Here is a 23,137-nt window from a genome sequence, read left to right on the forward strand (position 1 = left end):
AGTGTTTGATTAAATAAAAAGTACTGAATTAAATAAAAGCCTATCAGGAGACAGGCTCCGCTAATAATTGAGTTACGTGGGCGAGGGCGCATTCTAGCGGTACCGCGCTACGTGAAATCTTCGCCTGAAGACTTGCTCCTAGCCACAGAGCATAAATTACCTGGGCCTGGCTTAACGCTGAACCGGTTAATTTCAGGCTTGATTCGGCATCACCTTTTTCCAGTGCATCTGCAATCTGGGAGACAATTTTTGCGGCACCTTTGTTCAAAGCCGCTCGCATATCTTCTGAAAGATCACACACTTCAGCCGAAAGCTTTACCGTTAAACAACTGATCAAGCTGCCGTGCTGGCAAAACCATGTCACCGTTTCCTGGTACCAGGCCAGCAACTTTTCTCGATAATTACCGCTATCGTGGGAAAAGTGCTGCTGTAAACGCAGGTTATAAGCAGTGTAGTAACGCTCAAGCATCGCCACGCCAAACGCTTCTTTTGACCGAAAGTAATGATAAAACGAGCCTTTCGGTACTTCAGCTGTGCTTAACAGCTCGCTCAATCCCATGCCAGTAAACCCGCGTTGCAGACAAAGCTGCTCGCCGGTAGCAAGGAGGTGTTCACGAGTGTCATGTTCAGGATGTCTGTTCATGGGGAAGACTGTAATAGACCAGTCGGTCTAAGGCAAGGCTCATGCGGCAGATTTTCCTGCCGCATGAAGAGTCAGGCTTTACGGCATGTGGCAAGAATATCCATATTAGATTGATATTCTGAGGTTTTAATATCCATCATTCCCAGCAGCGTTGAGAAAATATTATCCTGAGAAACTTGTTCAGCAACCGCTTTCTTTGCCAGGCAATCAGCATTGACGGCAAAATTTCGTTGGTAATCTTTCGATAGCCAGAATAGGAACGGAATGTGCGTTTGCTGCGAAGGTGCCAGCATATAGGGCGTGCCGTGCAGATAAATACCGTTTTCACCCAGCGATTCACCGTGGTCAGAAAGATAGACCAGTGCGGTATTGAATTTGTCGCCATGTGCGTTCAGTTCATCGATGGTGCGGCTAACAATATCATCGGTGTACAAAATGGTGTTGTCATAGGTATTGATGAGCGACTGGCGATCGCAATCCTGAATCTGGTTACTGTCACACGTTGGTATGAACTTGCGGAATTTATCCGGATAGCGGCGATAGTAGGCCGGACCATGGCTACCCATCAGATGCAATACAATGACGGAGTCTTGCTGCAAACCATCCAGCACGTTACCAAAGCGATGTAGAATCGCGTCATCCCAACAGGATTTGTCTTTGCACAACGCGTCTAAATTCCACTGTGTCATATCGGTATGCGGGATACGGTCACAAGCTCCTTTACAGCCGCCATCATTATCACGCCATAGCAGATTGATACCTGCATGTGCCATGACATCAAGCAACCCTTCCTGGTGACGAGCCAACGATGCATCGTAATTTTTGCGTGGCATATTAGAGAACATACATGGAACGGATATAGCCGTTTCAGTACCGCAAGATGATGCGTTAGGGAAATAAATAACGTCGCGTTTTTTCAGTTCAGGATTGGTATCACGGGTGTAACCATTCAGTGAATAGTTTTCAGCGCGCGAGGCTTCTCCAACAACAAAGACAACTACAGTTTTCTTTTTCTGTTGGCTAATCAACGTGCCTTTTTTCGCATCTTCACCAATTTTTACCAGCGTTTGATCGCCGGCAAACCAGCGGGTCAAGCTGTAGCGGCTTATCGCACTAATGTAGTTGGCAGGAGTCACCATTTTTACCACCCCTTTGTTGTTACGGAACAGTGAGGCGTAGTCTTTATAAAATACGGATGCGACAAGAATAATAATCAACAACCCAGCCAAAACGCCTACCAACCGAGTCAGGAGGGTATACCACCATCGTGAAGGTTTGATTTTGATTGATGCCAGGATGAGTGCAGGCACGATTCCCGCAATGCTGAGCCAAATAAGCAACTGCGGAGTAATCAGTGATACGGCTTCCTGGGAGTCGGTTTCAAAAACGTTCGTCATCATGTTTTTGTCGATGACGGCTCCGTAGGTGTACATAAAATAGTTACTGGCAGCACAGCCAATTATCAGTATTACCAGCACAGGTTTACGCAACCACGGCAGGTTTATCATGCTGAAAATAGTTAACCAGGCGCTGAACAGCACCACCGGTACAGAAATTGCGAAGAGCCAGCTATGGAATGAAACTGGAGCAATGATTTCCCAGGTGCGTTTTATGAACAAGAAATTGATTAATGTGAAGAAGAGTGCACAGCAAATATTAAATTTAGAATCGTTACACTGTAACTTTTTCAGGGATTCCATAACAGCCATAAAAGATCATAAAGAATGCGCACAGACTAATGAATAAAGATTAGGTGAACCTTAGTTTCAAAAATTCATTCATATCTTTGTTTGCGGGACAAGCATTAAGAATATTTACCGCACCGCTTGCAACATTTTATTTGTCGGGCTTCAATTGAAGCAATGCGACGAAAGAGGTGTGAGGGTGTCTGAACAGTTAGAATTTTTCCCAATTCAAAGCCCGTGCCGTGGGATCTGCCAGTCAGATGAACGCGGTTTTTGCCGCGGCTGCATGCGTAGCCGTGATGAACGATTTCAGTGGCAGCAATTAAGCGATGGGCAAAAACAAGAAGTGCTGCGGTTATGCCGCCAGCGGTTAGTGCGTAAATTGCGAGCAAACAAGACCATTCCCCCTGAAGAACCCCAACAACCCTCACTTTTTTAATTCCTTGATGCCGTTATACTCAGTCGCAGAATTCGTTTACTACTGAGGACAGGCTTTATGGTACAGCGCATTACGATTTCCCCGCAGGGCCCGGAATTTTCACGCCTGGTCATGGGGTATTGGCGTTTGATGGAGTGGAACATGTCCGCGCCACAGCTAGCCAGCTTTATTGAAGAGCATGTCGACTTAGGAATTACTACCGCTGATCACGCCGATATTTATGGCGGTTACCAGTGTGAAGCTGCATTTGGCGAAGCGATGCGCCTGGCACCGCACCTGCGGTCCAAAATGGAAATTGTCACCAAGTGCGGTATTGCCACTACGGCAAACCCAGGACACGCACTGGGTCACTACATTACCGATAAATCACACATTATCAGCCAGACTGAAAAATCGCTCGAGAACCTGGCAACCGATTATCTCGATCTTCTGTTGATCCACCGCCCTGATCCTTTGATGGATGCTGATGAAGTTGCAGAAGCCTTCACTTCGCTGCATCAGAGTGGAAAAGTGCGTCACTTTGGCGTGTCAAACTTTACCCCTGCGCAGTTTGCTTTGTTGCAATCGCGTTTGCCATTCACGCTTGCGACCAATCAGGTAGAAATCTCGCCGGTTCATCAGCCTACTATTCTCGACGGTACGCTGGACCAATGCCAACAGTTGCGCATACATCCGATGGCATGGTCATGCCTGGGTGGCGGTAGCCTGTTTAACGACGAAGCGTTCCAGCCGCTGCGTGATGAGCTGCAAGCCGTCGCAAATGAAATCGGCGCGGAAACTATCGAACAGGTGGTATACGCGTGGGTGATGCGACTGCCGTCTAAACCGTTGCCAATCATCGGTTCCGGTAAAATCGAACGCGTGCGTTCAGCAATTCATTCCTTAAGCCTGGATATGAGCCGCCAGCAGTGGTTCCGTATCCGTAAAGCTGCATTGGGTTACGACGTGCCTTAACCCGCAAAAACAGTTATCTCCCGGAGGATTCAACCTGTCTGACCTATGCTTAACAGGTTGAACGTGAATCCGGGAGTTAATATGAAGCGAATAAGTCTGGCTTTTTTAACGCTGTTTAGCTGTGCGGCTGTTCAGGCTGCGAGTACCGAAGTTCAAATGAATCTCGTCACGCCAAAAGGGATTGGCCACTCTCTTGGTACCGTGAAAATCACCGAAACCGATAAAGGGCTGGTCTTTGCGCCCGATCTCCGAACTCTACCTCCAGGCGAACATGGTTTTCATGTTCACACCAATGGCAGCTGTGAACCTGCAATGAAAGCTGGCAAACCTTCAGCTGCAGAGGCCGCTGGTGGCCATTTGGATCCTGATCATACTGGAAAACACATGGGGCCGATGGGTGTTGGACACCTGGGTGATTTGCCTGTACTTGTGGTCGATAACGATGGAAGTGCTACCGAACCGGTCACAGCGCCGCGCCTGAAAACGCTCGATGAAGTAAAACGCAAAGCACTGATGGTGCATGTTGACGGCGATAATATGTCCGATCAACCCAAACCACTTGGTGGTGGTGGAGCACGTTACGCTTGCGGTGTCATTCAATAAAATCAGTGGCCGCCTGCCAGAGTTCCGGCAGGTGGCGCTTGTTCAAGCTGTGAAAGTGAGCAGTAGAGCCGCCAGATAATTCCCGCAAGCTCGCGTGCTGCCGGATTGTGATGATGTGCGAGTGTCTCAGACATTCGCTGCAATTCCTGTAACGTGGTTGCTAACGAGCGTTGTTGTACTCCGCGCTCACTCATGACATCCCTCAAGGTATGAATACACACATCGCGCACTTGTGAGAGCGGGTCGGAGCGTGTTTCCCATACTCGTAATTGCCACACCACATGAGAACAATTGAGTAAAACCACTCCCCAGCGCAGCAACCAGCGACGCGCCACTTCATCTTTACTGTTACTTAATTGGCTGATGTGGTGATAAACCAGCGATTCGAACTGGTTCTCAGAGTGCTGCGGCTTACGGCTTAACTGATCGACAAAACCGCGCCGCAAGGCACGAATATGACGGCGGCCTTTACGTGTGTCGGAGCCTGGGCGAAGAACTGAAAACGCAACCCAAGAAAGACCGACACCAATGACTTTTGCCAGATTGTCATTGAGGAAATCAGCTAAGTCATAAACCGGTGGATTAGTGACGGCGATAAATGACCCCATGAAAACAATTAATTGCCCCCACAGCCCTGCAAACTTGGGTTGTTGCAGTTTCAGCAGTTGCATTGTCGCCAGCAGCGGCAACAAGAAAATCAGGAATTGCCAGAGATCGGTGATCTGTACCATCAGGCCAAATTTGACCAGGAAGCTGAATAACGACAGCCATAACAGGGTGCGCATCAGTAGCGTAAGTGAGTTAAGCGGTGAGGCGACCGACGAATAGAGCACGCAGCTGATCGCCGCCAACGACAATGCGCCACTCCCGGCGTCCCATTGAGTGTTAATACACCATGCTCCGGTTACGGTTATCACGCAAAAGGTACGTAACGCGCTCCACAATGCTTCGGTATTATCGGTATGACGTGCCAGCGGCGGCGTTTTTGGCGGGGTGAGTTGTGAAACCGGGGAGGCATTTTCCAGTTCACGCAACCAGCGGCTACTGTTCAGATACAACCAGCAGAAATAACGCAGGCGCCGCCAGAATGCCTGATGACGGTAATCAGCTTCGGGCCCAGGGGCAATCTGTTGCAACAGTCGGGCAACGGTATATTTATGGGTGCCTTCCCGCGCCAGCTCATTAATCAATGCTTCAAGAACCGGCCACAGGTTTTCCGGAGGATTTGGCCAGTTCATTAGCATTCGTCGAAGGCTTGAGATTACGCTGGTCAGACGTAATAGTTGATGGATTAAATAATTGAGCAAATTATTCTGACGGCGGAAGCGGTAATGGCTCCAGAACGCCTGAATTCTCAATAGATTCATGGTTAGAATCTGCCCAATGACACCTTCGTGCGCAGTTCGAATGGCATCTGTGGTTTCTGGTTTCCACAACATTGATGCGTGCTCTAACAACCGTGCATGCATATTTCGCAACGCACTAAGAAGGGTGGTGCCATCTGAAGTACTGGGCAGCACCATCATCATAAATCCACCGCACAAAATCCCGACTATTACCTCGCAAACTCGTGCCTGAGTGATATCCCAAAGCTGGGTTGTTTCGACGGTATTGACCATCGGGAAAGCGATGATCGCAGCGGTGTAGCCCGCCAGCATAAAAGCATAGGCTACGTTGTTCTGGAAATGGCTGGAGCTCCAGGTGCAGAGTGCGAGCCAGGATGCCATCGCAAAGGTAAACAACCAGGGGTCGTTAAGTGTGTTTCCCGCAATAATCAAAGATGCCATCGCGCCAATCAGGCTACCGGCGACTCGTCCGAGACTTTTACTGACCACGCCACCAACAGTGGGGAAACTGACGACCGCTGCTGAGGTCATCGCCCAATAAGGTTCATCTAAATCCAGGTAGTAAGCGATGGTTAATGCGAGGCACATCGCAATGGCATTTCGCAGGGCATAACGCCATTGCCCGGCGTTTGCTTTCCCCCAGGGCGTGTTTTTCCATGCCAGTGACGAGAGTTTCATCGCTTGATTCAGTGTTTAATTGAAACGGTGCAGGTGGTACCGGAAACCAGCGTAATACCTTGTGGGATTTGGTTTAGCTGAATGCGCACAGGCACGCGCTGAGCAAGGCGCACCCAGGGCACATTGGGTTTGATATCCGCCACCAAATCACTGTCGCTTTCAACACTTTGGTCATAAATGGCGCGGCCAATACTTTGCACCTTGCCTGATAACGGCACATTCCCGCTATAGAGCACAATTTCTGCTAGATCACCGGGATGAATATGGCGCAGTTTGGTTTCTTCAAAATACCCCACGACATAGAAAGAATGGCTGTCGACCAGCGCAAATACGGGCTGTCCTGAGGTCGCATAATTACCGGTACGCGTTGAAAGATTGGTTACCCAGCCATCAACAGGAGCGGTAACTGTTGTTTGAGAAATCTGCCATTTCGCCTGTTCAACGGTAGCTTCAGCGGCTTTTACGGCAGCTTGCGCGGCTTTGACATTAATATTTGCCGTGTCCATATCCTCGGCGGAAATGTAGTTGCGTGGCAGGTTTTTGCGGCGATTCGCTTCATTGCTGGCTTTTGACAGTTCGGACTGAGACTGAGCGAGTTGCGCCTCGGCATTAAGCTGCGCGATGTGATAAGGCGTTGCATCAATGGTGAATAGAACCGTTCCCGCTTTGACGAACTGGTTATCTTCAATATTCAGCTGAGTTATCGTTCCGGACACTTGCGGTGTGATGCTGACTTGCTCCGCCCGGACTTTCCCGTCTCGCGTCCAGGGGGATTGCATGTAATAATTCCATAACAGCCAGCCAACAATTATGGCTGCTGCGAAAATCACTAGCGTGGAAAAGTACTTTATTGTTTTCATATTCATGCTTTACCACACCACCAGAATTACAAGGGCTGCACTAACTGACAGCGAGAATAATGACAAATCCATCAACGTTGGATGCCAGATCTCGCCGGAATACATCCAGTCACGCAGCAGGTGATGCAAAATTAACCAGATAAAAAAGCCGACGATAACCGCTTTAAAAAGAGGAGGGAAATAGATAGAAGCGCCAAACACCAGGTCCTGAAGAGGTAGCCCTGATGTTAAAAAATTGAAGCTCACGTCAGATAATCCTTTAAAATAGCGGGAAGACTGCCGTTTCCCCAGACTTAGATGTAAACTAAAAGTATAGCTGGTTGCATAACATCAGCAAAAATAAGGATTTTGTTTTTTCAAGTAAAGCCTGCACAATAGTTTAAAATCAGTATAATAAGTTAGCAAGCTAATTATAAGGAGATGAAATTGGAATCGCCATTAGGATCAGATCTGGCACGGTTGGTGCGCATTTGGCGTGCTCTGATTGACCATCGCCTGAAACCTCTGGAATTGACACAGACACATTGGGTTACGCTGCATAATATTCATCAGTTGCCGCCCGAGCAGTCGCAGATTCAGTTGGCCAAAGCGATCGGCATAGAGCAACCATCACTGGTCAGAACGCTTGATCAACTCGAAGAGAAAGGGCTGATTTCTCGTCAAACCTGCGCGAATGATCGTAGGGCAAAACGCATCAAACTCACTGAGCGTGCTGAGCCTATCATCAATGAGATGGAGACGGTTATCAAGAAAACGCGCGAGGAAATTTTGTTAGGTATCAACGCTGAAGAACAGACGCTGTTGCTTAATTTGATAAATCGGCTGGAAAAAAATATCGTTGATTTGCAGACGAAAGAATAAGTTTTTTATTGTAAGCCTCATCATTCGGTGAGGTTTTCTGTTTTGATTATTTGGCTAGCAAAGATGCGAAGAGGGGTGACCTGTAAACAAGTCACCCTTCATAATTAATTTGGCGAAACGGTAACCTGGCTGCCGTTGCTGGCAAGTCTTACACGTTGGCCCACAGTAAATTTGGTATCACCCTGTTTCTGAACGACCAGAATGGTGTTGCCATCGTCCTTACGGATTTCCAGTTCAACACCCTGAGTTTTGTTCATCGCACCCTGAACGCTCTGACCCGCTACACCACCTGCCACTGCGCCCGCAGCGGTAGCCAGTGAACGACCTGTACCACCACCAACAGTGTTACCCAGGAAACCACCCAGCACAGCGCCACCAATTGCGCCCATCACATTTGAATCATTACCGGCCTGAATCTGAACCGGGCGTGCAGATACCAAAGTACCATAAGTGACGCTTTGTACTTGTTTAGCATCAGAAGCGCTATATACGTCGCCTGAAAGTGAGCTGGTGTTAGCGCAACCAGCCAGAGTTAACCCAACTAACGAGACTACCAGTATACGTGAAATCATTTGTGACTCTCCTGAACACTTGAAACGCTCAACTGAGCATCCTTCATGGCTAAATTATATGGTATTTAGGTGCTGAATTTAAAATAAGTTCAGACTATTAATAGCATTCATATTAGAAAAGCCTCACTTAACCGAGTATCAACCATTCATAAATAAATGTAATAGCGCCATCAATACCTATTTATAGAGTATTTTTGTTAAAAATTATTAAGTAACCATCGCATAGAATGCTAGTTTATGGTTGAGTTTATCCCCAATTTGGTAAGTCGAAAGGAGTAACAGATGAAATCAGGGCGTTATATCGGTGTGATGTCAGGCACCAGCCTGGACGGGATTGATGTCGTTCTGGCCGCGATTGATGAACATCTTGTTGCACAACAGGCAAGTTACAGCCATCCCATTCCTTTAGAGATAAAAAATGCCATTCTGGCGATTTGCCAGGGGCAGGCATTAACCCTTTCTCAGCTCGGCCAACTTGATAATCGCCTTGGTAAATTATTTGCTGAAGCTGTTCAGACATTGATGAACAACCAGGGCCTTACCTATACAGATATCACCGCAATTGGCTGCCACGGGCAAACCGTCTGGCACGAGCCACAAGGTGAAGCGGCGCATACCATGCAAATTGGGGATAACAATCAAATCGTTGCGCGTACAGGCGTGACTGTGGTTGGTGATTTCCGCCGTCGGGATATGGCTTTGGGTGGGCAGGGTGCTCCGCTGGTGCCTGCGTTCCATCATGCTTTGCTGGCGCATCCCTCGGAACATCGCATGGTGTTAAATATTGGCGGGATCGCTAATCTCTCTCTGCTTATCCCTGAACAGCCAGTTCGAGGGTTTGATACTGGCCCGGGAAACATGCTTATTGATGCGTGGATCTGGCGTCAACGCGGTAAAGCGTATGATAAAAACGCCCAATGGGCGAGCAGCGGCAAAGTCATTCTCCCATTATTGCAGCAGATGCTTAGCGATCCATACTTTGCCATGCCTGCGCCAAAGAGCACTGGCCGTGAGTATTTCAATTATGGATGGCTTGAGCGCCAGTTAGCCGCATTCCCGGGGCTTGCTGGTGAAGATATTCAGGCAACGCTCACGGAACTGACAGCTGTTACTATTTCAGAGCAAGTATTGCTAAGCGGCGGTTGTGAGCGGCTGATGGTATGCGGTGGTGGAAGCCGTAATCCATTGTTGATGGCCCGTTTGAGTGGGTTGCTGCCAGGTATCGAAGTCACGACGACAGATGAGGCCGGAATTAGCGGTGACGATATGGAGGCGCTGGCATTCGCCTGGCTTGCTTATCGTACTATGTCAGGTCTGCCAGGAAACTTGCCTTCGGTCACTGGGGCGTCTGCAGCAAGCGTGATTGGCGCAATTTTCCCAGCCAACCCGCTGTACTTACCTTAGTTAGTTCGCGCGGCTGAACGTCGCCAACAAAAAGGTAACTTGAATTATGATGAGCATAATCAGAGTTAACTGAAATTCACTACCGCACTAAATCTCTAAACTGAAGGTAATGGGGGACGGTACTATCCCCCGCTATAAAAAAAGAACTTCAGGACATGCAGATGAAAAAACTACTTATTGCCGCCATTCCCTTCATGCTTTCAGGATGTAGCTACTACAACACCTTTGTTGAGAAGATGCAGACGGATACTCTGCAATATCAGTGTGATGAAAAACCGCTTACCGTTAAATTAAATAACCAAAAGCAGATGGTGAACTTTGTTTATGACAACGAATATTTGTCGCTGACACAAGGTTTGTCCGCATCAGGTACGCGCTATACCGATGGTGTTTATGTATTCTGGTCGAAAGGTGATACCGCAACGGTGTACCGCAAAGACACGGTCGTGCTGGATAATTGCCAGCTTCAAAATCCGAAACATTGATACTCTTCATACTTCAAGTTGCAGGGGCGTTGGCTGCGCTTACTCATTCCAGTTACTTACTCAAGTAAGCTCCTGGGGCCTCGTTCGTTTACCGCCTGCCTGCAACCTGAGTTATTTTGAGTAGAGATTTTTGAGGGTGGAGCGCACAATAGCTCCACCTGACAATTGCCTGACGTAAAGCCATGTCTGATAACGACTCTTTGCAACAAATTGCACATTTGCGCCGCGAATACACCAAAGGTGGTTTGCGCCGCAATGATCTTACCGAACAACCTCTGCCTTTGTTTGAACGATGGTTAGCTCAGGCATGTGATGCAAAACTTGCCGACCCTACCGCGATGGTCGTGGCAACCGTTGATGAAAGCGGCCAGCCGTATCAGCGCATTGTGTTGCTCAAACATTTCGATGACCGGGGTTTGGTGTTTTACACCAACCTCGGTTCCCGCAAAGCACATCATCTGGAAACTAATCCGCGCATCAGCCTGCATTTCCCGTGGCATATGCTGGATCGCCAAGTGATGGTACAAGGTACAGCGGAGCGTTTATCGACTCTTGAAGTGATGAAATATTTCCACAGTCGCCCGCGCGATAGCCAGATTGGCGCCTGGGTTTCAAAACAGTCCAGCCGTATTTCCGCGCGCGGTATTCTGGAAAGTAAATTCCTCGAGCTGAAACAGAAATTCCAGCAAGGCGAAATTCCACTGCCGAGCTTCTGGGGCGGTTATCGCGTAACAATTGAGCAAATGGAATTCTGGCAGGGTGGCGAACACCGTCTGCACGATCGTTTTTTATACCAGCGCGAAGGCGAAGCCTGGAAAATAGACCGCCTGGCTCCGTAGCATCGGGAATTTGTTGTGTTAAGCGCTGGTACTCCACGTGCCAGCTCTCTATTATATGTCCCCTAAGAAATTAACTCCTTTCGCCACCAGGCGAAAAACCGTGTACCGGTAAAGGTGCAGTCGTATATAGATGGAGAATTTGATGGCAGGCATCAATTTGATAAAACAATTGCAAGAGCGGGGCTTAGTCGCCCAGGTAACGGATGAAGAAGCGTTAGCACAGCGACTGGCGCAAGGGCCAATTGCGCTGTATTGCGGCTTCGATCCTACCGCTGACAGCTTGCATTTGGGCCATCTGGTTCCACTGCTGTGCCTGAAACGCTTCCAGGAAGCAGGCCACAAACCGGTTGCACTGGTGGGTGGTGCGACAGGTCTGATTGGCGACCCAAGTTTTAAAGCCGTTGAGCGTAAACTCAACACTGAAGATACCGTGCAAGAGTGGGTGGAAAAAATCCGCCGCCAGGTTGCACCGTTCCTCGATTTCGATTGTGGCGAAAACTCAGCCGTTGCGGCGAATAACTACGACTGGTTTGGCGGCATGAGCGTGCTGACCTTCCTGCGTGATATCGGCAAACACTTCTCTGTTAACCAGATGATTAACAAAGAAGCCGTGAAGCAGCGTCTGAACCGTGACGATGTAGGTATCTCCTTTACCGAGTTTTCCTACAATCTGCTGCAAGGTTATGACTTTGCATGCCTGAACAAACTGCACGGCGTTGTGCTGCAAATTGGCGGTTCCGACCAGTGGGGTAACATCACCTCCGGTATCGACTTAACTCGCCGTCTGCATCAGCAACAAGCGTTTGGTCTGACTGTACCGTTGATTACTAAATCAGATGGCACCAAATTCGGTAAAACCGAAGGCGGCGCAGTATGGCTTGATCCGAAGAAAACCAGCCCGTACAAGTTCTACCAGTTCTGGATCAACACCGCTGACTCTGATGTATATCGCTTCCTGAAATTCTTCACCTTCATGAGCCTCGAAGAAATCGACGCGCTGGAAGAAGAAGATAAAAATAGCGGCACTGCACCACGTGCACAGTACGTACTGGCAGAGCAGGTGACTCGCCTGGTTCACGGCGAAGAAGGTCTTGAAGCGGCTAAACGTATTACCGCCAGCCTGTTTAACGGCAACCTAAGCGATTTGACTGAAGCCGACCTTGAGCAACTGGCTCAGGATGGTGTACCGATGGTTGAAATGGATCGTGGGGCTGATTTGCAACAAGCTCTGGTTGATTCCGAACTGCAACCATCTCGTGGTCAGGCGCGTAAAACCATCGCGCAAAATGCTATTACCATCAACGGTGAGAAGCAGTCTGACCCGGAATATACCTTTGCTGATAGCGATATTCTGTTCAATCGCTACACCTTACTGCGCCGGGGTAAGAAAAATTACTGCCTCGTTTGCTGGAAGTAATTAAGAAAGATCAGAAGGGCGTGGGAAACCACGCCCTTTATTTTTAGTCGATTTGTTTACACACAACCAGAACCAATATCGTTCCATCCGAGTAGAAAAATGAAAAACATCCTTGCCATCCAGTCCCATGTGGTTTTCGGTCACGCAGGCAATAGTGCCGCCGAATTCCCGATGCGCCGTCTGGGCGCCAATGTATGGTCATTGAACACTGTTCAGTTCTCCAACCATACCCAATACGGAAAATGGACTGGTAGCGTGATGCCTGCCAGCCACCTAAGCGACATTGTGCAAGGAATTGCGGACATCGGGCAGCTTAAACGTTGTGACGCGGTGTTGAGTGGTTACCTTGGCTCTGCTGAGCAGGGCGAACATATTCTTTCTATTGTTCGTAAAACGAAAGAGGCCAATCCGCAGGCGAAGTATTTTTGCGACCCGGTAATGGGCCATCCTGAAAAAGGCTGCATCGTCGCCCCTGGTGTTGCCGAATTCCATACGCGCTATGCGTTGCCAGCCAGTGATATTATTGCCCCAAACCTGATTGAGCTTGAGATCCTGAGCGGTCATGCGGTTAACTCTGTTGATGAAGCGGTTTCGACTGCGAGAGAACTCATCGCGAAAGGCCCGGAAATCGTGTTGGTGAAACACCTTGCGCGTGCGGCATATCAGCAGGATCGCTTTGAGATGTTGTTGGTGACTGCGGACGAAGCCTGGCATATTCACCGTCCGCTGGTGGATTTTGGCGAACGTCAGCCCGTCGGCGTTGGCGATGTGACCAGTGGTCTGCTGTTGGTTAAATTGTTGCAGGGTGCAACGCTTCGTGAGGCTCTGGAACATGTCACTGCTGCGGTTTATGACATTATGGTCGTGACGAAGAAAATGGAAGAGTACGAACTGCAACTGGTTGCGGCCCAGGAAGGCATTGCGAAACCAGAGCATTATTTCACCGCGGTGAAGCTATAAAACATAAACGCCCTCAACAGAGGGCGTTTTCAATTACCGACTCGTTAAATCCCTTCAGCCGTTAGAGCCGCCGCAACAGCCGGACGCGCTTTCATTCGTTCCATAAACGCATCGATATTGGTCAAGCCTTCCAGGTCTAACTTGACCGCGCCTGCCCAGCGCAACACAGTAAACAGATACGCATCTGCCACGCTAAAGCGCAGCCCCATCAGCCACTGTTTATCGTTCAACTCTTCGTTAACGTATTTAAATTTCTTCTCAAGCGCTGCTCGAGTAATGGTTTTGAACTCTTCAGGCGTTGCCGGGTTAAACAATGGCGAGAAACCTTTATGCAGTTCGGTGGCGATGTAGTTCAACCATTCCAGCGTGTGGTAGCGCGTCATGCTACCTGAAGGGGCAAGTAACTGGCGGTCAGGCACTTTATCTGCCAGGTATTGCACAATTGCCACGCCTTCTGTCAGCAGTGAACCATCGTCTAGCAGCAGTGCCGGGACTTGGCCCTTGGCATTAATTTCAAGGTAATCATCACCAGCTTCGGTTGTCTTTGCGGCTAAATCGACTTTCACCAGTGAGAAATCAACACCGGTTTCGCGCAGGATAATGTGTGGGGAGAGGGAACAGGCACCAGCTTTATAATACAGTTTCATTACTGAACTCCTATGGGGCGCTAAGATACCCTATGTTAGTGCGCATATGGGCAAAAAAAAGCCGTTAGCGATAAAAGCTAACGGCTGAAAATAACATGTTCCCCGCTACATTACGCGGTAGCTGTTTCCTTAGAGGTCTCAGCTTTTTCGTCAACCTGCTGTGCCATACGGTTCAGCTTAGGCGCAGTGAGCATCATCAGAACCGCGATAACAGCGGTAGCAATACCAATCTGCATGAACACGTGACCATATACAGCCAGTGATTGCAGTGGGTCGGTTACGTTTTCTGGAACAGCCATCAGGTTCGCAACTTTACCTGCAATGATTGCAGCACCAGCAGTAGTCAGGAACCAGCTACCCATGATGAAGCCCATCAGGCGCTGTGGAACCAGCTGTGCAACCATAGCCAGGCCCAGACCGGAAATCATCAGCTCACCGATACTCTGCAGCGCATAGCTCAGAATCAACCAGCTTACAGATACGATACCGGCATCAGATGCGAATTTCGCACCCAGTGGCAGCACCAGGAAGGCCAGGGAACACAGGATCATACCGAACGCAAATTTGTGCGGCATCGGCATGCGGTCGCCCATTTTGTTGTAGATAGCAGCCAGAATCGGGCTACCAATCATGATCCAGAATGGGTTCAGTGCCTGGAACTGCTCAGGTTCGAACATCACACCCAGAATGGAGTGCTCAACGTTACGAATCGCAAAGAAGTTCAGAGAGGTTGGCATTTGGCTATACAGCACGAAGAACACAATTGCTTCAACCATCAGAATGAAGGCAACAATCATCTTACGACGAGCCGCGCCCTGCATTGCGAAAGCTTCTTTAGCAAAGATAATCACGATGCCCAGAGCGACTACGCCCAGAACCATACGTGCGATGCCTTGGTTGTGCAGCAGCCAGGTTGCCGCAGTAACCAGCACCAGAACACCCACAATAGTGGCGCCCAGTTTGCCAAAATTCACCGGCTGGAAGTCAGGTTTAGAACCGTGGTTTTTGACCCACTTCTTACAGAACATAAAGTTCACTAAAGTGATCAGCATACCCACGAAGCTCAGGGAGAACGCAACGCTCCAGCCATACTTCGCTGCAAGCCATGGAGTGGCAAGCATAGAGAAGAATGAACCGATGTTGATGGACATGTAGTACATAGTAAATGCACCGTCCAAACGCGGATCATCTTTATCGTAGCAAGTAGAAAGCAGGGAGGATGGGTTAGCCTTAAACAGACCGTTACCCACAGCGATAGTCGCCATACCCATATACACCACAGCCACATCGTGACCGGAGTAAGCTACCAGCGCGTAACCGATAGCCAGTACGATAGTACCGAGCACAATGACGCGCTTGGTGCCGAGAACTTTATCGCCTAACCAACCACCGATAGCGACCATTCCATAGACCAGTGCGCTGAAGGAGGAGAACAGGGTGATGGAGTCAGCTTCGGACATACCCAGCATTTTGACCAGGTAAACGGCCATAATACCTTGCAGACCGTAGTAGCCAAAACGCTCCCACAATTCGATAGAGAAAATCAGATAGAACGATTTAGGTTGTTTGAAAGCATTCAGACTAATGCTTTCTGCTGGTTTCTTGTTTGCAGTCGACACATATACCTCTTTTTTTACATCCCAATTTAACAGGAGTTTTCTAAGCGTCATGCCAGCGGCATTCGCTTTTTTAGTTATAAGAAAGGGGAAACGGCGGGTAATGTTCACTATCCTGCGGCTTCAGGCAAGGGGTTTGTAATACTCTGTTACATATATCTCTCGCGGAATAAAGCTCCAAAAAGCAAATTGTTATTCAGCGTTAAATTTTATCAAAATGCGCTTTGCCGATTTATTCTCTTTGGTAATGCTAAAAAAATTCATTTTAGTTATATATTCTGCTTTATGGTCGAATGTGTAGTGATATGGGCGGGGTGTAAAGATTTGTGCAGCCTATTGTACTGCTTAAGTTAGCTAATCACTGAGGAATGCGAGGTTATTTGTTTCATTTTGATGACCTAAATTTAACATTGAGTTATCAGTGTGATCTGTGTCACATATTTATGGAAAATTCTTATCGTAAAAAAACGATTTACCTGTTGGGGTGATTATTCACCACATGATTAAACCGAAACGGTAATGATTCGTAGAATAAAACAATAGATTAGATGCGGCAGGCAGCGATGTGGGAATGAACAAGAAACTAACCTGCCACTTACGCAGCAGGTGGGAAGGGGATTAGATATCGACTTTCTCTTTGAATTCACACAGATCTTCAATGATGCACGAACCACAGCGCGGCTTGCGAGCTATACAGGTATAACGGCCGTGCAAAATGAGCCAGTGATGGCAATCGACTTTAAATTCTGCCGGAACCACTTTCAGTAGTTTTTCCTCGACCTGCTCAACGTTCTTGCCCGGAGCAAAGTTGGTGCGGTTACATACACGGAAGATATGAGTATCTACGGCGATAGTGGGCCATCCAAAGGCAGTGTTAAGCACCACGTTGGCTGTTTTGCGACCAACGCCCGGCAATGCTTCGAGTGCCGCTCTGTCTTCGGGGACCTCACCGTTATGCAGCTCAATCAACATCCGGCATGTCTTGATGACGTTCTCGGCCTTACTGTTAAAAAGGCCAATGGTTCTGATGTATGACTTAATACCGTCAACACCCAGATCCAACATAGCCTGTGGTGTATTAGCCACAGGATAGAGCTTCGCCGTTGCCTTATTGACGCTGACATCCGTCGCCTGGGCTGATAGCAACACGGCTATTAATAATTCGAAGGGGGAACTGAATTGTAACTCAGTGGTAGGGTGAGGATTGTTGTCACGCAGGCGCGTGAGGATCTCTAACCGTTTACTCTTATTCATAACGCTTTCTCAGGATTACCTTCCATTGCGGCAGCTTGCGCTGCGCGGCGCGTTTTCATTTTTTCATCAATAAGATACTTAACTGCCAGCATTAAACCCAGTCCGATAAATGCGCCGGGTGGCAACATTGCCAACAGGAAAGGGGTATCAGTGTGGAAAACTTCAATGCGCAGGACTTTTGCCCAACTACCCAGCAGCGCATCGGCACCATCGAACAACGTCCCATTACCAATAATTTCACGCAACGAGCCTAAAACAAACATTGCGCTGGTGGCACCCATGCCAATGGCTAAACCATCCAAAGCGGCAAGCGGCACACTATTTTTTGCAGCAAACGCCTCGGCTCGACCAATAACGATGCAGTTTGTAACAATCAATGGAATGAAAATCCCCAACGATTGATACAAACCGTAAGCGTAGGCATTGATCAGCATCTGAACGGTACTAACTACCGAGGCGATGATCATGACATAAATTGGAATACGAATTTCTGTCGGGACCCAACGACGTAGGGCGGATACGGCACTGTTGGTTAACACTAATACCAGCGTAGTCGCAAGTCCAAGGCCAAGAGCGTTGGTGGCAGTAGAGGTGACCGCCAACAGTGGGCAAAGGCCTAATAACTGCACCAGAGCCGAGTTATTTTTCCATAATCCCTGAACGACAATATCTTTTACTTCGCTCATGGTTGAGCTCCACAGGCTGGAAGATTATCAACTTGCGATGGCAGTGTTTTGGCGAATAATCCCGCTCGTTTTACCGCATTGACAACTGCGCGAGGGGTAATGGTCGCACCGGTAAACTGATCAAACTGACCGCCATCCTTTTTTACCGCCCAGCTTGAATCATCATTGCCTTGAACTGTCTTACCGGCAAAATGCGTGATCCAGTCACTCAGACGTGTTTCGATTTTATCGCCAAGGCCGGGGGTTTCATGGTGTTCAGTGACACGTGAGCCCAACACTTTTCCGTTAAAATCAGCCGCGACCAGTAATTGAATGGCGCCAGAATAACCGTCAGGGGCGGTGGTTTCCATGACAACCGCAACTGGCTGTTCACTTTTACGCGCCACATAAATATGGCGTTCGCCTTTGCCTAATGGTGAATCATTGACGACGACACAGCTGGCCTGAATATTGTTGTCATAGATATCGGTCGAAATCACCTGATCAAACAATAGCTTCTGCTGTGCAACAGCTTGTTGTTCGATAGTGTTTTTCGTTAAGGCATTGACGACCGCAGTTAGTCCGGTTGCCAATATCGCAAACAGAGCCAAAGTAACGCCATGTTTTTGCATCGTTTTTAGCATGACGGTTCCTTAGCGATGCCCGTAAGCACGTGGGCGGGTGTAATAATCAATCAACGGTACAGTGATGTTTGCCAGCAAAACGGCGAAAGCAATACCATCCGGATAACCACCAAAGGTACGAATCAACCAGACCAGTAATCCTGCCAGCGCACCGAAAATCAAGCGTCCACGATTGGTGGTCGACGCTGTGACCGGGTCGGTGAGAATGAAAAATGCGCCGAGCATAGTGGCACCCGAAAACAGATGAATCAGAGGAGATGCACATTTTTCCGGAGCAAACATCCAGCCGAGCGTGGAACACACCGTAAGTGTGAGCAGGAAACTAACTGGAATATGCCAACGAATGGCACCTTTGATAAGCATGAACAGGCCGCCCGCCAGGAACGCGAGGTTAACCCATTGCCAGCCGATACCAGCCAGTACACCGCTATAAATTGGCTCTTGTAACAGATCGTTGGCGGAATGCCCGGCGCGCATGCCTGTTTTAAAGGTATCCAGTGGTGTTGCCTGACTTATCCCATCAATACCCATGCGCAATTGCGTCATAGTGTCGCCAGCGAGAGTAGAGCCGGAGAAAATAACGTGCAGCGAATCAGCAAAGCCTGGAACCGTAGCAGCCAGTGTGTGTGGCGGTAACCACGATGTCATTTGTACCGGGAAGGCAATCAGCAACACCACATAACCGACCATTGCCGGGTTAAATGGGTTGTGACCAAGTCCGCCATACAATTGTTTTGCGATTATCACCGCAAAAACGGTTCCTAGTACCACCATCCACCACGGGGCAAATGGTGGAATGCTCATCCCTAGCAGCAGACCGGTTAACGCCGCAGAATTGTCACCGAGGATTCTCAGCGGTTGTTTGCGAAGTTTAAGTACCAACAGCTCTGCAGCAACTGCAGTCAGAACGCCTAATGCTATTTGCACCAGACTACCCCAGCCGAACCAATACCAAAGCATTGCCATGCCAGGCAACGTGGCCCAGGTCACCAGCAGCATAATCCGTGAGGTGCTGCGCTGGTTATGGGTATAAGGGGAGCTTGCTATCTTGAAAACCATCTATTCCTCTGATGCCATTTGAAGCGCAGCTTTACGTGCCTGAACACGGGCAATAGCGGCAGCCACCGCGGCTTTGCGCGGATCTTGTTCTTCGGCAGGTGTTTCTACAGATTGTTGTTCAGCCTGGGCCGCTTTACGGGCTTTGGCCCGGGCAATAGCAGCTTCAACGGCCGCTTTGCGAGGGTCGATGGTTTCTACCTCAGCGGCTTCAGGATCTGCTGTTTTTTCATGTGATTGCGCCGCTTTACGGGCTTTGGCACGGGCAATAGCTGCTTCAACGGCCGCTTTGCGAGGGTCGATGGTTTCGACCTCAGCCGCTTCAGTATCTGCTGTTGTTTCATGCGATTGCGCCGCTTTACGGGCTTTGGCACGGGCAATAGCTGCTTCAACGGCCGCTTTGCGAGGGTCGATGGTTTCGACCTCAGCGGCTTCAGTATCTGCTGTTGTTTCATGCAATTGTGCCGCTTTACGGGCTTTGGCACGCGCTATAGCTGCTTCAACGGCCGCTTTGCGAGGGTCGATGGTTTCGACCTCAGCGGCTTCAGTATCTGCTGTTGTTTCATGCGATTGTGCCGCTTTACGGGCTTTGGCACGCGCTATAGCTGCTTCAACAGCCGCTTTGCGTGGGTCCGGGCTGGCAGTCTCAGTCACAGTGTCTTGCGCTTCCTTTTCTGCCTGACGCGCCCGAGCTTGCGCTTTGCGCGCTTCACGCGCCGCGATCACCTGCTGGTTATCAGGCAGGCTCCCTGGCTGAATAACAATTGGCTCGCTACCCTGAGCTTTTTTGTTTTTCACTCGGGCAAGGGCCGCCTGGATAGCATCGTTGTCTTTCGCTGTCGGTTGAACAGCTGCCTGCTTATGGCGTTCAAGACGAGCAGCCTTTTCGCGCTCAAGACGAGCCTGGCGTGCTTCAAAGCGTACTTTCGCTTCAGCTGTTCGTTTGGCTTCCAACTCGATTTCGCGGATCTCAGCCTTTTCCTGACGGAAATACTGCACTAGCGGAATATTGCTGGGGCAGACGTAGGCACAAGCACCACATTCGATGCAGTCTTTAAGATTATGAGCCTGAGCTTTATCGTGCTGTTGGCCTCGGCTGAACCAGTAAAGTTGTTGGGGTAGCAAATCTGCTGGACAGGAGTCGGCACAGGCGCTGCAACGAATGCAACTCTGTTCTTCTTGCGGTTCACCCATTTCATTGGCGTTAGGTGCCAGCAAACAGTTGGTGATTTTGACGACTGGCACATCCAGCCACGGTAGGCTAAAGCCCATCAGTGGGCCACCCATAATCACTTGCTGATCGTGCCCTGGACGGAATCCGGCAAAATCGAGCAGATGACGAACAGGGGTCCCCAATCGTGCCCAGACATTACCTGGCTGTTGAACTGCACCGCCCGTCAACGTCACCACGCGCTCGGTTAACGGCTCGCCGTCGATAATGGCGCGCTTTACCGCAAACGCAGTACCGACGTTTTGCATTAGCACACCGATATCTGAGGAACGGCCACCTTGTGGAACCTGCTTACCCGTCAGAATTTGCGTCAGCTGCTTTGCTCCACCGGACGGGTATTTGGTCGGGATCACCCGCAGTTCAATACCCTGTGTGTTGCAGAGCACCGCACGCAGCATAGAAATCGCCTGCGGTTTATTATCTTCGATGCCAATTAGCACGCGCTGCGGTTGCAAAATATGCGCAAGAATTCGCACACCATCGATGATTTGCGCGGCGCAATCCTGCATCAGACGGTCATCGGCAGTGATGTACGGTTCGCACTCGGCAGCATTGATAATCAGCGTGTCGATTTTATCGCCACCGCCTTGTAATTTATTCCCGGTCGGGAAACCAGCGCCACCTAAGCCTGCAACACCAAACTGGTGAATGCGGGTAATCAACTCATCGCGGCTGCGGGATGTGTAGTCCTGCCAGCCATCACGCTCAATCCACTTATCTTCACCATCGGCTTCAATAATTACGCTGAGTTCAGCCAGCGCAGAAGGATGGGCAGTGGAGTGGGGGGCAATGGCGGTTACGGTTCCGGATGTCGGGGCGTGAACAGGTAGCATACGGCCACGCCCACGAGTCAAAGGTTGCCCTCGTAACACATAATTGCCAGGTTTTACGCACAGTTCGCCTTCAGCACCAATGTGCTGCTTCAAAGGAATAACCAGTTTTTGCGGTAACGGAACCTGGCGTAGTGGCGTGCCGTTGGACTGAGTTTTCATTTCTGGTGGATGAATACCACCATCGAAATCCCAGATTTTATCTTTTTTAAAACGGGTAAATAGCTTAAGCATGTTGCTCCACCGGAATGATACGAACCGGGATTGTTTGCAGATCCCACTTCCAGCTTTCTGTGGTGGTTTCGACCGGTCGTAGCTCAATACAGCGCGTAGGACATGGGTCGACACATAAATTGCATCCGGTGCAAAGGTCACTAATAACGGTATGCATGGCGCGGGTCGCGCCAACAATGGCATCAACCGGGCAGGCCTGAATACATTTTGTGCAGCCAATACAGTTGGGTTCGTCGATAACCGCCAACATGCGCACAGGCTCCTGGGCTACTGCATCGCCTTCAATCGGCTGCGGGTCGACGTTTAGCAACGTGGCGATCTTTAGCATCACGGCTTCACCGCCAGGGGCGCACAGATTGATCTTCGAACCTTGATTGCCGACGGCTTCCGCATAAGGACGGCAACCCGGGTAGCCGCATTGCCCGCACTGGCTTTGTGGCAGCAATTCATCGATTTTATCAACGATAGGGTCTTCCTGGACCTGAAAGCGGCGCGAGGCATAACCCAGGATAAGCCCGAATATCAGGCCTAACAGGCCCAGAGCAACCACAGCAATCCAAATCGTACTCATCAGAACTTCACCAACCCGCTAAAGCCCATAAACGCCAAAGACATTAAGCCTGCGGTGATAAGCGCGATGGCATTACCGCGAAAAGGTGCAGGAACATCGGCTACCGCAAGGCGTTCGCGAATCGCAGCAAACAGCACCATTACCAGTGAGAAACCTACCGCTGCTGAAAAACCGTAAAGTGCCGATTGCAGGAAGTTATGACCGAGATTGATATTTAGCAACGCAACACCAAGTACCGCGCAGTTAGTGGTGATTAGCGGCAAAAAGATACCCAACAGGCGATAGAGCGCCGGGCTGGTTTTACGGACTACCATTTCGGTAAATTGCACGACTACTGCAATCACCAGAATAAACGCCAGGGTGCGCAGATAGACCAGATCAAGAGGAATAAGGATCAACTCATTGACCAGCCAGGCGCAAATTGACGCCAGAGTCAGTACAAAAGTGGTCGCCAGCCCCATGCCAATAGCCGTCTCCAGTTTTTTGGAAACGCCCATAAACGGACACAGGCCAAGAAACTTCACTAATACGAAGTTATTGACCAGAACCGTACCAACAAAGAGCAGCAGATAATCTGTCATGAATGAGACCTGAAACAAAAAAAGCCGCCTATTATCGTCTAACCGCAAGATGACGACAACTG

At 49.4% G+C, this 23,137-nt stretch carries 24 protein-coding genes; 9 read left to right on the plus strand and 15 right to left on the minus strand.

The features are described from left to right. Window positions 1-43 precede the first annotated feature (43 nt). Window positions 44-643: a TetR/AcrR family transcriptional regulator gene (locus AC0IXI_RS10850; RefSeq protein ID WP_064511761.1), complete on the minus strand. Its 600-nt coding sequence runs from the start codon at window positions 641-643 to the stop codon at window positions 44-46. Between the two features lie 71 nt (window positions 644-714). Further along, window positions 715-2,343 carry a phosphoethanolamine transferase EptA gene (gene eptA, locus AC0IXI_RS10855; protein WP_471683225.1) on the minus strand — a complete coding sequence of 543 codons (1,629 nt, stop codon included), beginning with the start codon at window positions 2,341-2,343 and terminating at the stop codon, window positions 715-717. A 184-nt stretch (window positions 2,344-2,527) separates the two neighbouring features. Here eptA and AC0IXI_RS10860 point away from each other — a divergent pair, with 184 nt between their 5' ends. The 3 genes from AC0IXI_RS10860 to sodC all read left to right on the plus strand — a co-directional run bounded on the left by AC0IXI_RS10860 (window position 2,528) and on the right by sodC (window position 4,324). Then, complete coding sequence (locus AC0IXI_RS10860; protein ID WP_064511760.1) at window positions 2,528-2,767, plus strand: DUF1289 domain-containing protein; 240 nt, start codon at window positions 2,528-2,530, stop codon at window positions 2,765-2,767. 57 nt (window positions 2,768-2,824) lie between these two features. Beyond that, window positions 2,825-3,721, plus strand: coding sequence for an aldo/keto reductase (locus tag AC0IXI_RS10865; RefSeq protein WP_034455376.1), 897 nt, complete (start codon window positions 2,825-2,827; stop codon window positions 3,719-3,721). Window positions 3,722-3,802: 81 nt separating this feature from the next. Next, window positions 3,803-4,324: a superoxide dismutase [Cu-Zn] SodC gene (gene sodC / locus AC0IXI_RS10870; protein ID WP_471682394.1), complete on the plus strand. Its 522-nt coding sequence runs from the start codon at window positions 3,803-3,805 to the stop codon at window positions 4,322-4,324. Window positions 4,325-4,326: 2 nt separating this feature from the next. Here sodC and AC0IXI_RS10875 read toward each other — a convergent pair whose 3' ends face one another. From AC0IXI_RS10875 to AC0IXI_RS10885, 3 genes are read right to left on the minus strand one after another with little or no spacing between them, the layout of a single operon-like run. Continuing rightward, window positions 4,327-6,348 carry an FUSC family protein gene (locus AC0IXI_RS10875; protein ID WP_471682395.1) on the minus strand — a complete coding sequence of 674 codons (2,022 nt, stop codon included), beginning with the start codon at window positions 6,346-6,348 and terminating at the stop codon, window positions 4,327-4,329. Window positions 6,349-6,356: 8 nt separating this feature from the next. Next, the gene (locus AC0IXI_RS10880) at window positions 6,357-7,214 is read right to left on the minus strand and encodes an efflux RND transporter periplasmic adaptor subunit (RefSeq protein WP_064511757.1); all 858 of its coding nucleotides are present in this window, start codon (window positions 7,212-7,214) and stop codon (window positions 6,357-6,359) included. Between the two features lie 3 nt (window positions 7,215-7,217). Further along, window positions 7,218-7,454, minus strand: a complete 237-nt coding sequence (locus tag AC0IXI_RS10885) for a DUF1656 domain-containing protein (RefSeq protein WP_034455380.1) — start codon at window positions 7,452-7,454, stop codon at window positions 7,218-7,220. Between the two features lie 174 nt (window positions 7,455-7,628). Here AC0IXI_RS10885 and slyA point away from each other — a divergent pair, with 174 nt between their 5' ends. Then, window positions 7,629-8,069 (plus strand): transcriptional regulator SlyA, encoded by a 441-nt coding sequence (slyA, locus tag AC0IXI_RS10890; RefSeq protein ID WP_034455381.1) that lies wholly within the window; start codon window positions 7,629-7,631, stop codon window positions 8,067-8,069. 104 nt (window positions 8,070-8,173) lie between these two features. Here the strand turns inward: slyA and slyB are convergent, their stop codons facing one another. Further along, entirely contained in the window at window positions 8,174-8,641 is a 468-nt protein-coding gene (slyB, locus tag AC0IXI_RS10895; protein ID WP_064511755.1) for an outer membrane lipoprotein SlyB, read from the minus strand. 282 nt (window positions 8,642-8,923) lie between these two features. On the opposite strand from slyB, the gene anmK reads away from it, so the two are divergent. The 5 genes from anmK (at window position 8,924) to pdxY (ending at window position 13,746) form a co-directional block, all read left to right on the plus strand. After that, window positions 8,924-10,045: an anhydro-N-acetylmuramic acid kinase gene (gene anmK, locus AC0IXI_RS10900; RefSeq protein WP_471682396.1), complete on the plus strand. Its 1,122-nt coding sequence runs from the start codon at window positions 8,924-8,926 to the stop codon at window positions 10,043-10,045. A gap of 161 nt (window positions 10,046-10,206) precedes the next feature. Next, the gene (mliC, locus tag AC0IXI_RS10905; protein WP_151995865.1) at window positions 10,207-10,530 is read left to right on the plus strand and encodes a C-type lysozyme inhibitor; all 324 of its coding nucleotides are present in this window, start codon (window positions 10,207-10,209) and stop codon (window positions 10,528-10,530) included. Window positions 10,531-10,712: 182 nt separating this feature from the next. Beyond that, on the plus strand, window positions 10,713-11,369 hold the full coding sequence (gene pdxH, locus AC0IXI_RS10910; RefSeq protein WP_413498165.1) for a pyridoxamine 5'-phosphate oxidase: 657 nt from the start codon (window positions 10,713-10,715) through the stop codon (window positions 11,367-11,369). A 142-nt stretch (window positions 11,370-11,511) separates the two neighbouring features. After that, entirely contained in the window at window positions 11,512-12,786 is a 1,275-nt protein-coding gene (gene tyrS / locus AC0IXI_RS10915; RefSeq protein ID WP_064511751.1) for a tyrosine--tRNA ligase, read from the plus strand. Between the two features lie 99 nt (window positions 12,787-12,885). After that, complete coding sequence (gene pdxY / locus AC0IXI_RS10920; RefSeq protein ID WP_064511750.1) at window positions 12,886-13,746, plus strand: pyridoxal kinase PdxY; 861 nt, start codon at window positions 12,886-12,888, stop codon at window positions 13,744-13,746. Between the two features lie 44 nt (window positions 13,747-13,790). Here the strand turns inward: pdxY and gstA are convergent, their stop codons facing one another. From gstA to rsxA, 9 genes are all read right to left on the minus strand, one after another. Continuing rightward, on the minus strand, window positions 13,791-14,393 hold the full coding sequence (gene gstA / locus AC0IXI_RS10925) for a glutathione transferase GstA (RefSeq protein WP_064511749.1): 603 nt from the start codon (window positions 14,391-14,393) through the stop codon (window positions 13,791-13,793). Between the two features lie 110 nt (window positions 14,394-14,503). Continuing rightward, window positions 14,504-16,012 (minus strand): dipeptide/tripeptide permease DtpA, encoded by a 1,509-nt coding sequence (dtpA, locus tag AC0IXI_RS10930; protein ID WP_064511884.1) that lies wholly within the window; start codon window positions 16,010-16,012, stop codon window positions 14,504-14,506. 615 nt (window positions 16,013-16,627) lie between these two features. Then, on the minus strand, window positions 16,628-17,263 hold the full coding sequence (gene nth, locus AC0IXI_RS10935) for an endonuclease III (protein ID WP_134182287.1): 636 nt from the start codon (window positions 17,261-17,263) through the stop codon (window positions 16,628-16,630). Beyond that, the gene (locus AC0IXI_RS10940) at window positions 17,260-17,949 is read right to left on the minus strand and encodes an electron transport complex subunit E (RefSeq protein WP_064511747.1); all 690 of its coding nucleotides are present in this window, start codon (window positions 17,947-17,949) and stop codon (window positions 17,260-17,262) included. Before AC0IXI_RS10940 ends, nth begins: the two co-directional genes overlap by 4 nt. After that, window positions 17,946-18,572 carry an electron transport complex subunit RsxG gene (rsxG, locus tag AC0IXI_RS10945; RefSeq protein ID WP_471682397.1) on the minus strand — a complete coding sequence of 209 codons (627 nt, stop codon included), beginning with the start codon at window positions 18,570-18,572 and terminating at the stop codon, window positions 17,946-17,948. The genes AC0IXI_RS10940 and rsxG overlap by 4 nt, the downstream gene beginning before the upstream one ends. Window positions 18,573-18,581: 9 nt before the next feature. After that, window positions 18,582-19,631: an electron transport complex subunit RsxD gene (rsxD, locus tag AC0IXI_RS10950; protein WP_471682398.1), complete on the minus strand. Its 1,050-nt coding sequence runs from the start codon at window positions 19,629-19,631 to the stop codon at window positions 18,582-18,584. Further along, window positions 19,632-21,923 (minus strand): electron transport complex subunit RsxC, encoded by a 2,292-nt coding sequence (rsxC, locus tag AC0IXI_RS10955; RefSeq protein WP_471682399.1) that lies wholly within the window; start codon window positions 21,921-21,923, stop codon window positions 19,632-19,634. Continuing rightward, window positions 21,916-22,494 (minus strand): electron transport complex subunit RsxB, encoded by a 579-nt coding sequence (rsxB, locus tag AC0IXI_RS10960; protein WP_064511743.1) that lies wholly within the window; start codon window positions 22,492-22,494, stop codon window positions 21,916-21,918. Before rsxB ends, rsxC begins: the two co-directional genes overlap by 8 nt. Further along, window positions 22,494-23,075, minus strand: a complete 582-nt coding sequence (gene rsxA / locus AC0IXI_RS10965) for an electron transport complex subunit RsxA (RefSeq protein ID WP_034455395.1) — start codon at window positions 23,073-23,075, stop codon at window positions 22,494-22,496. The genes rsxB and rsxA overlap by 1 nt, the downstream gene beginning before the upstream one ends. Window positions 23,076-23,137: the final 62 nt, after the last annotated feature.

Source organism: Buttiauxella sp. AC038 (genome assembly GCF_979253565.1).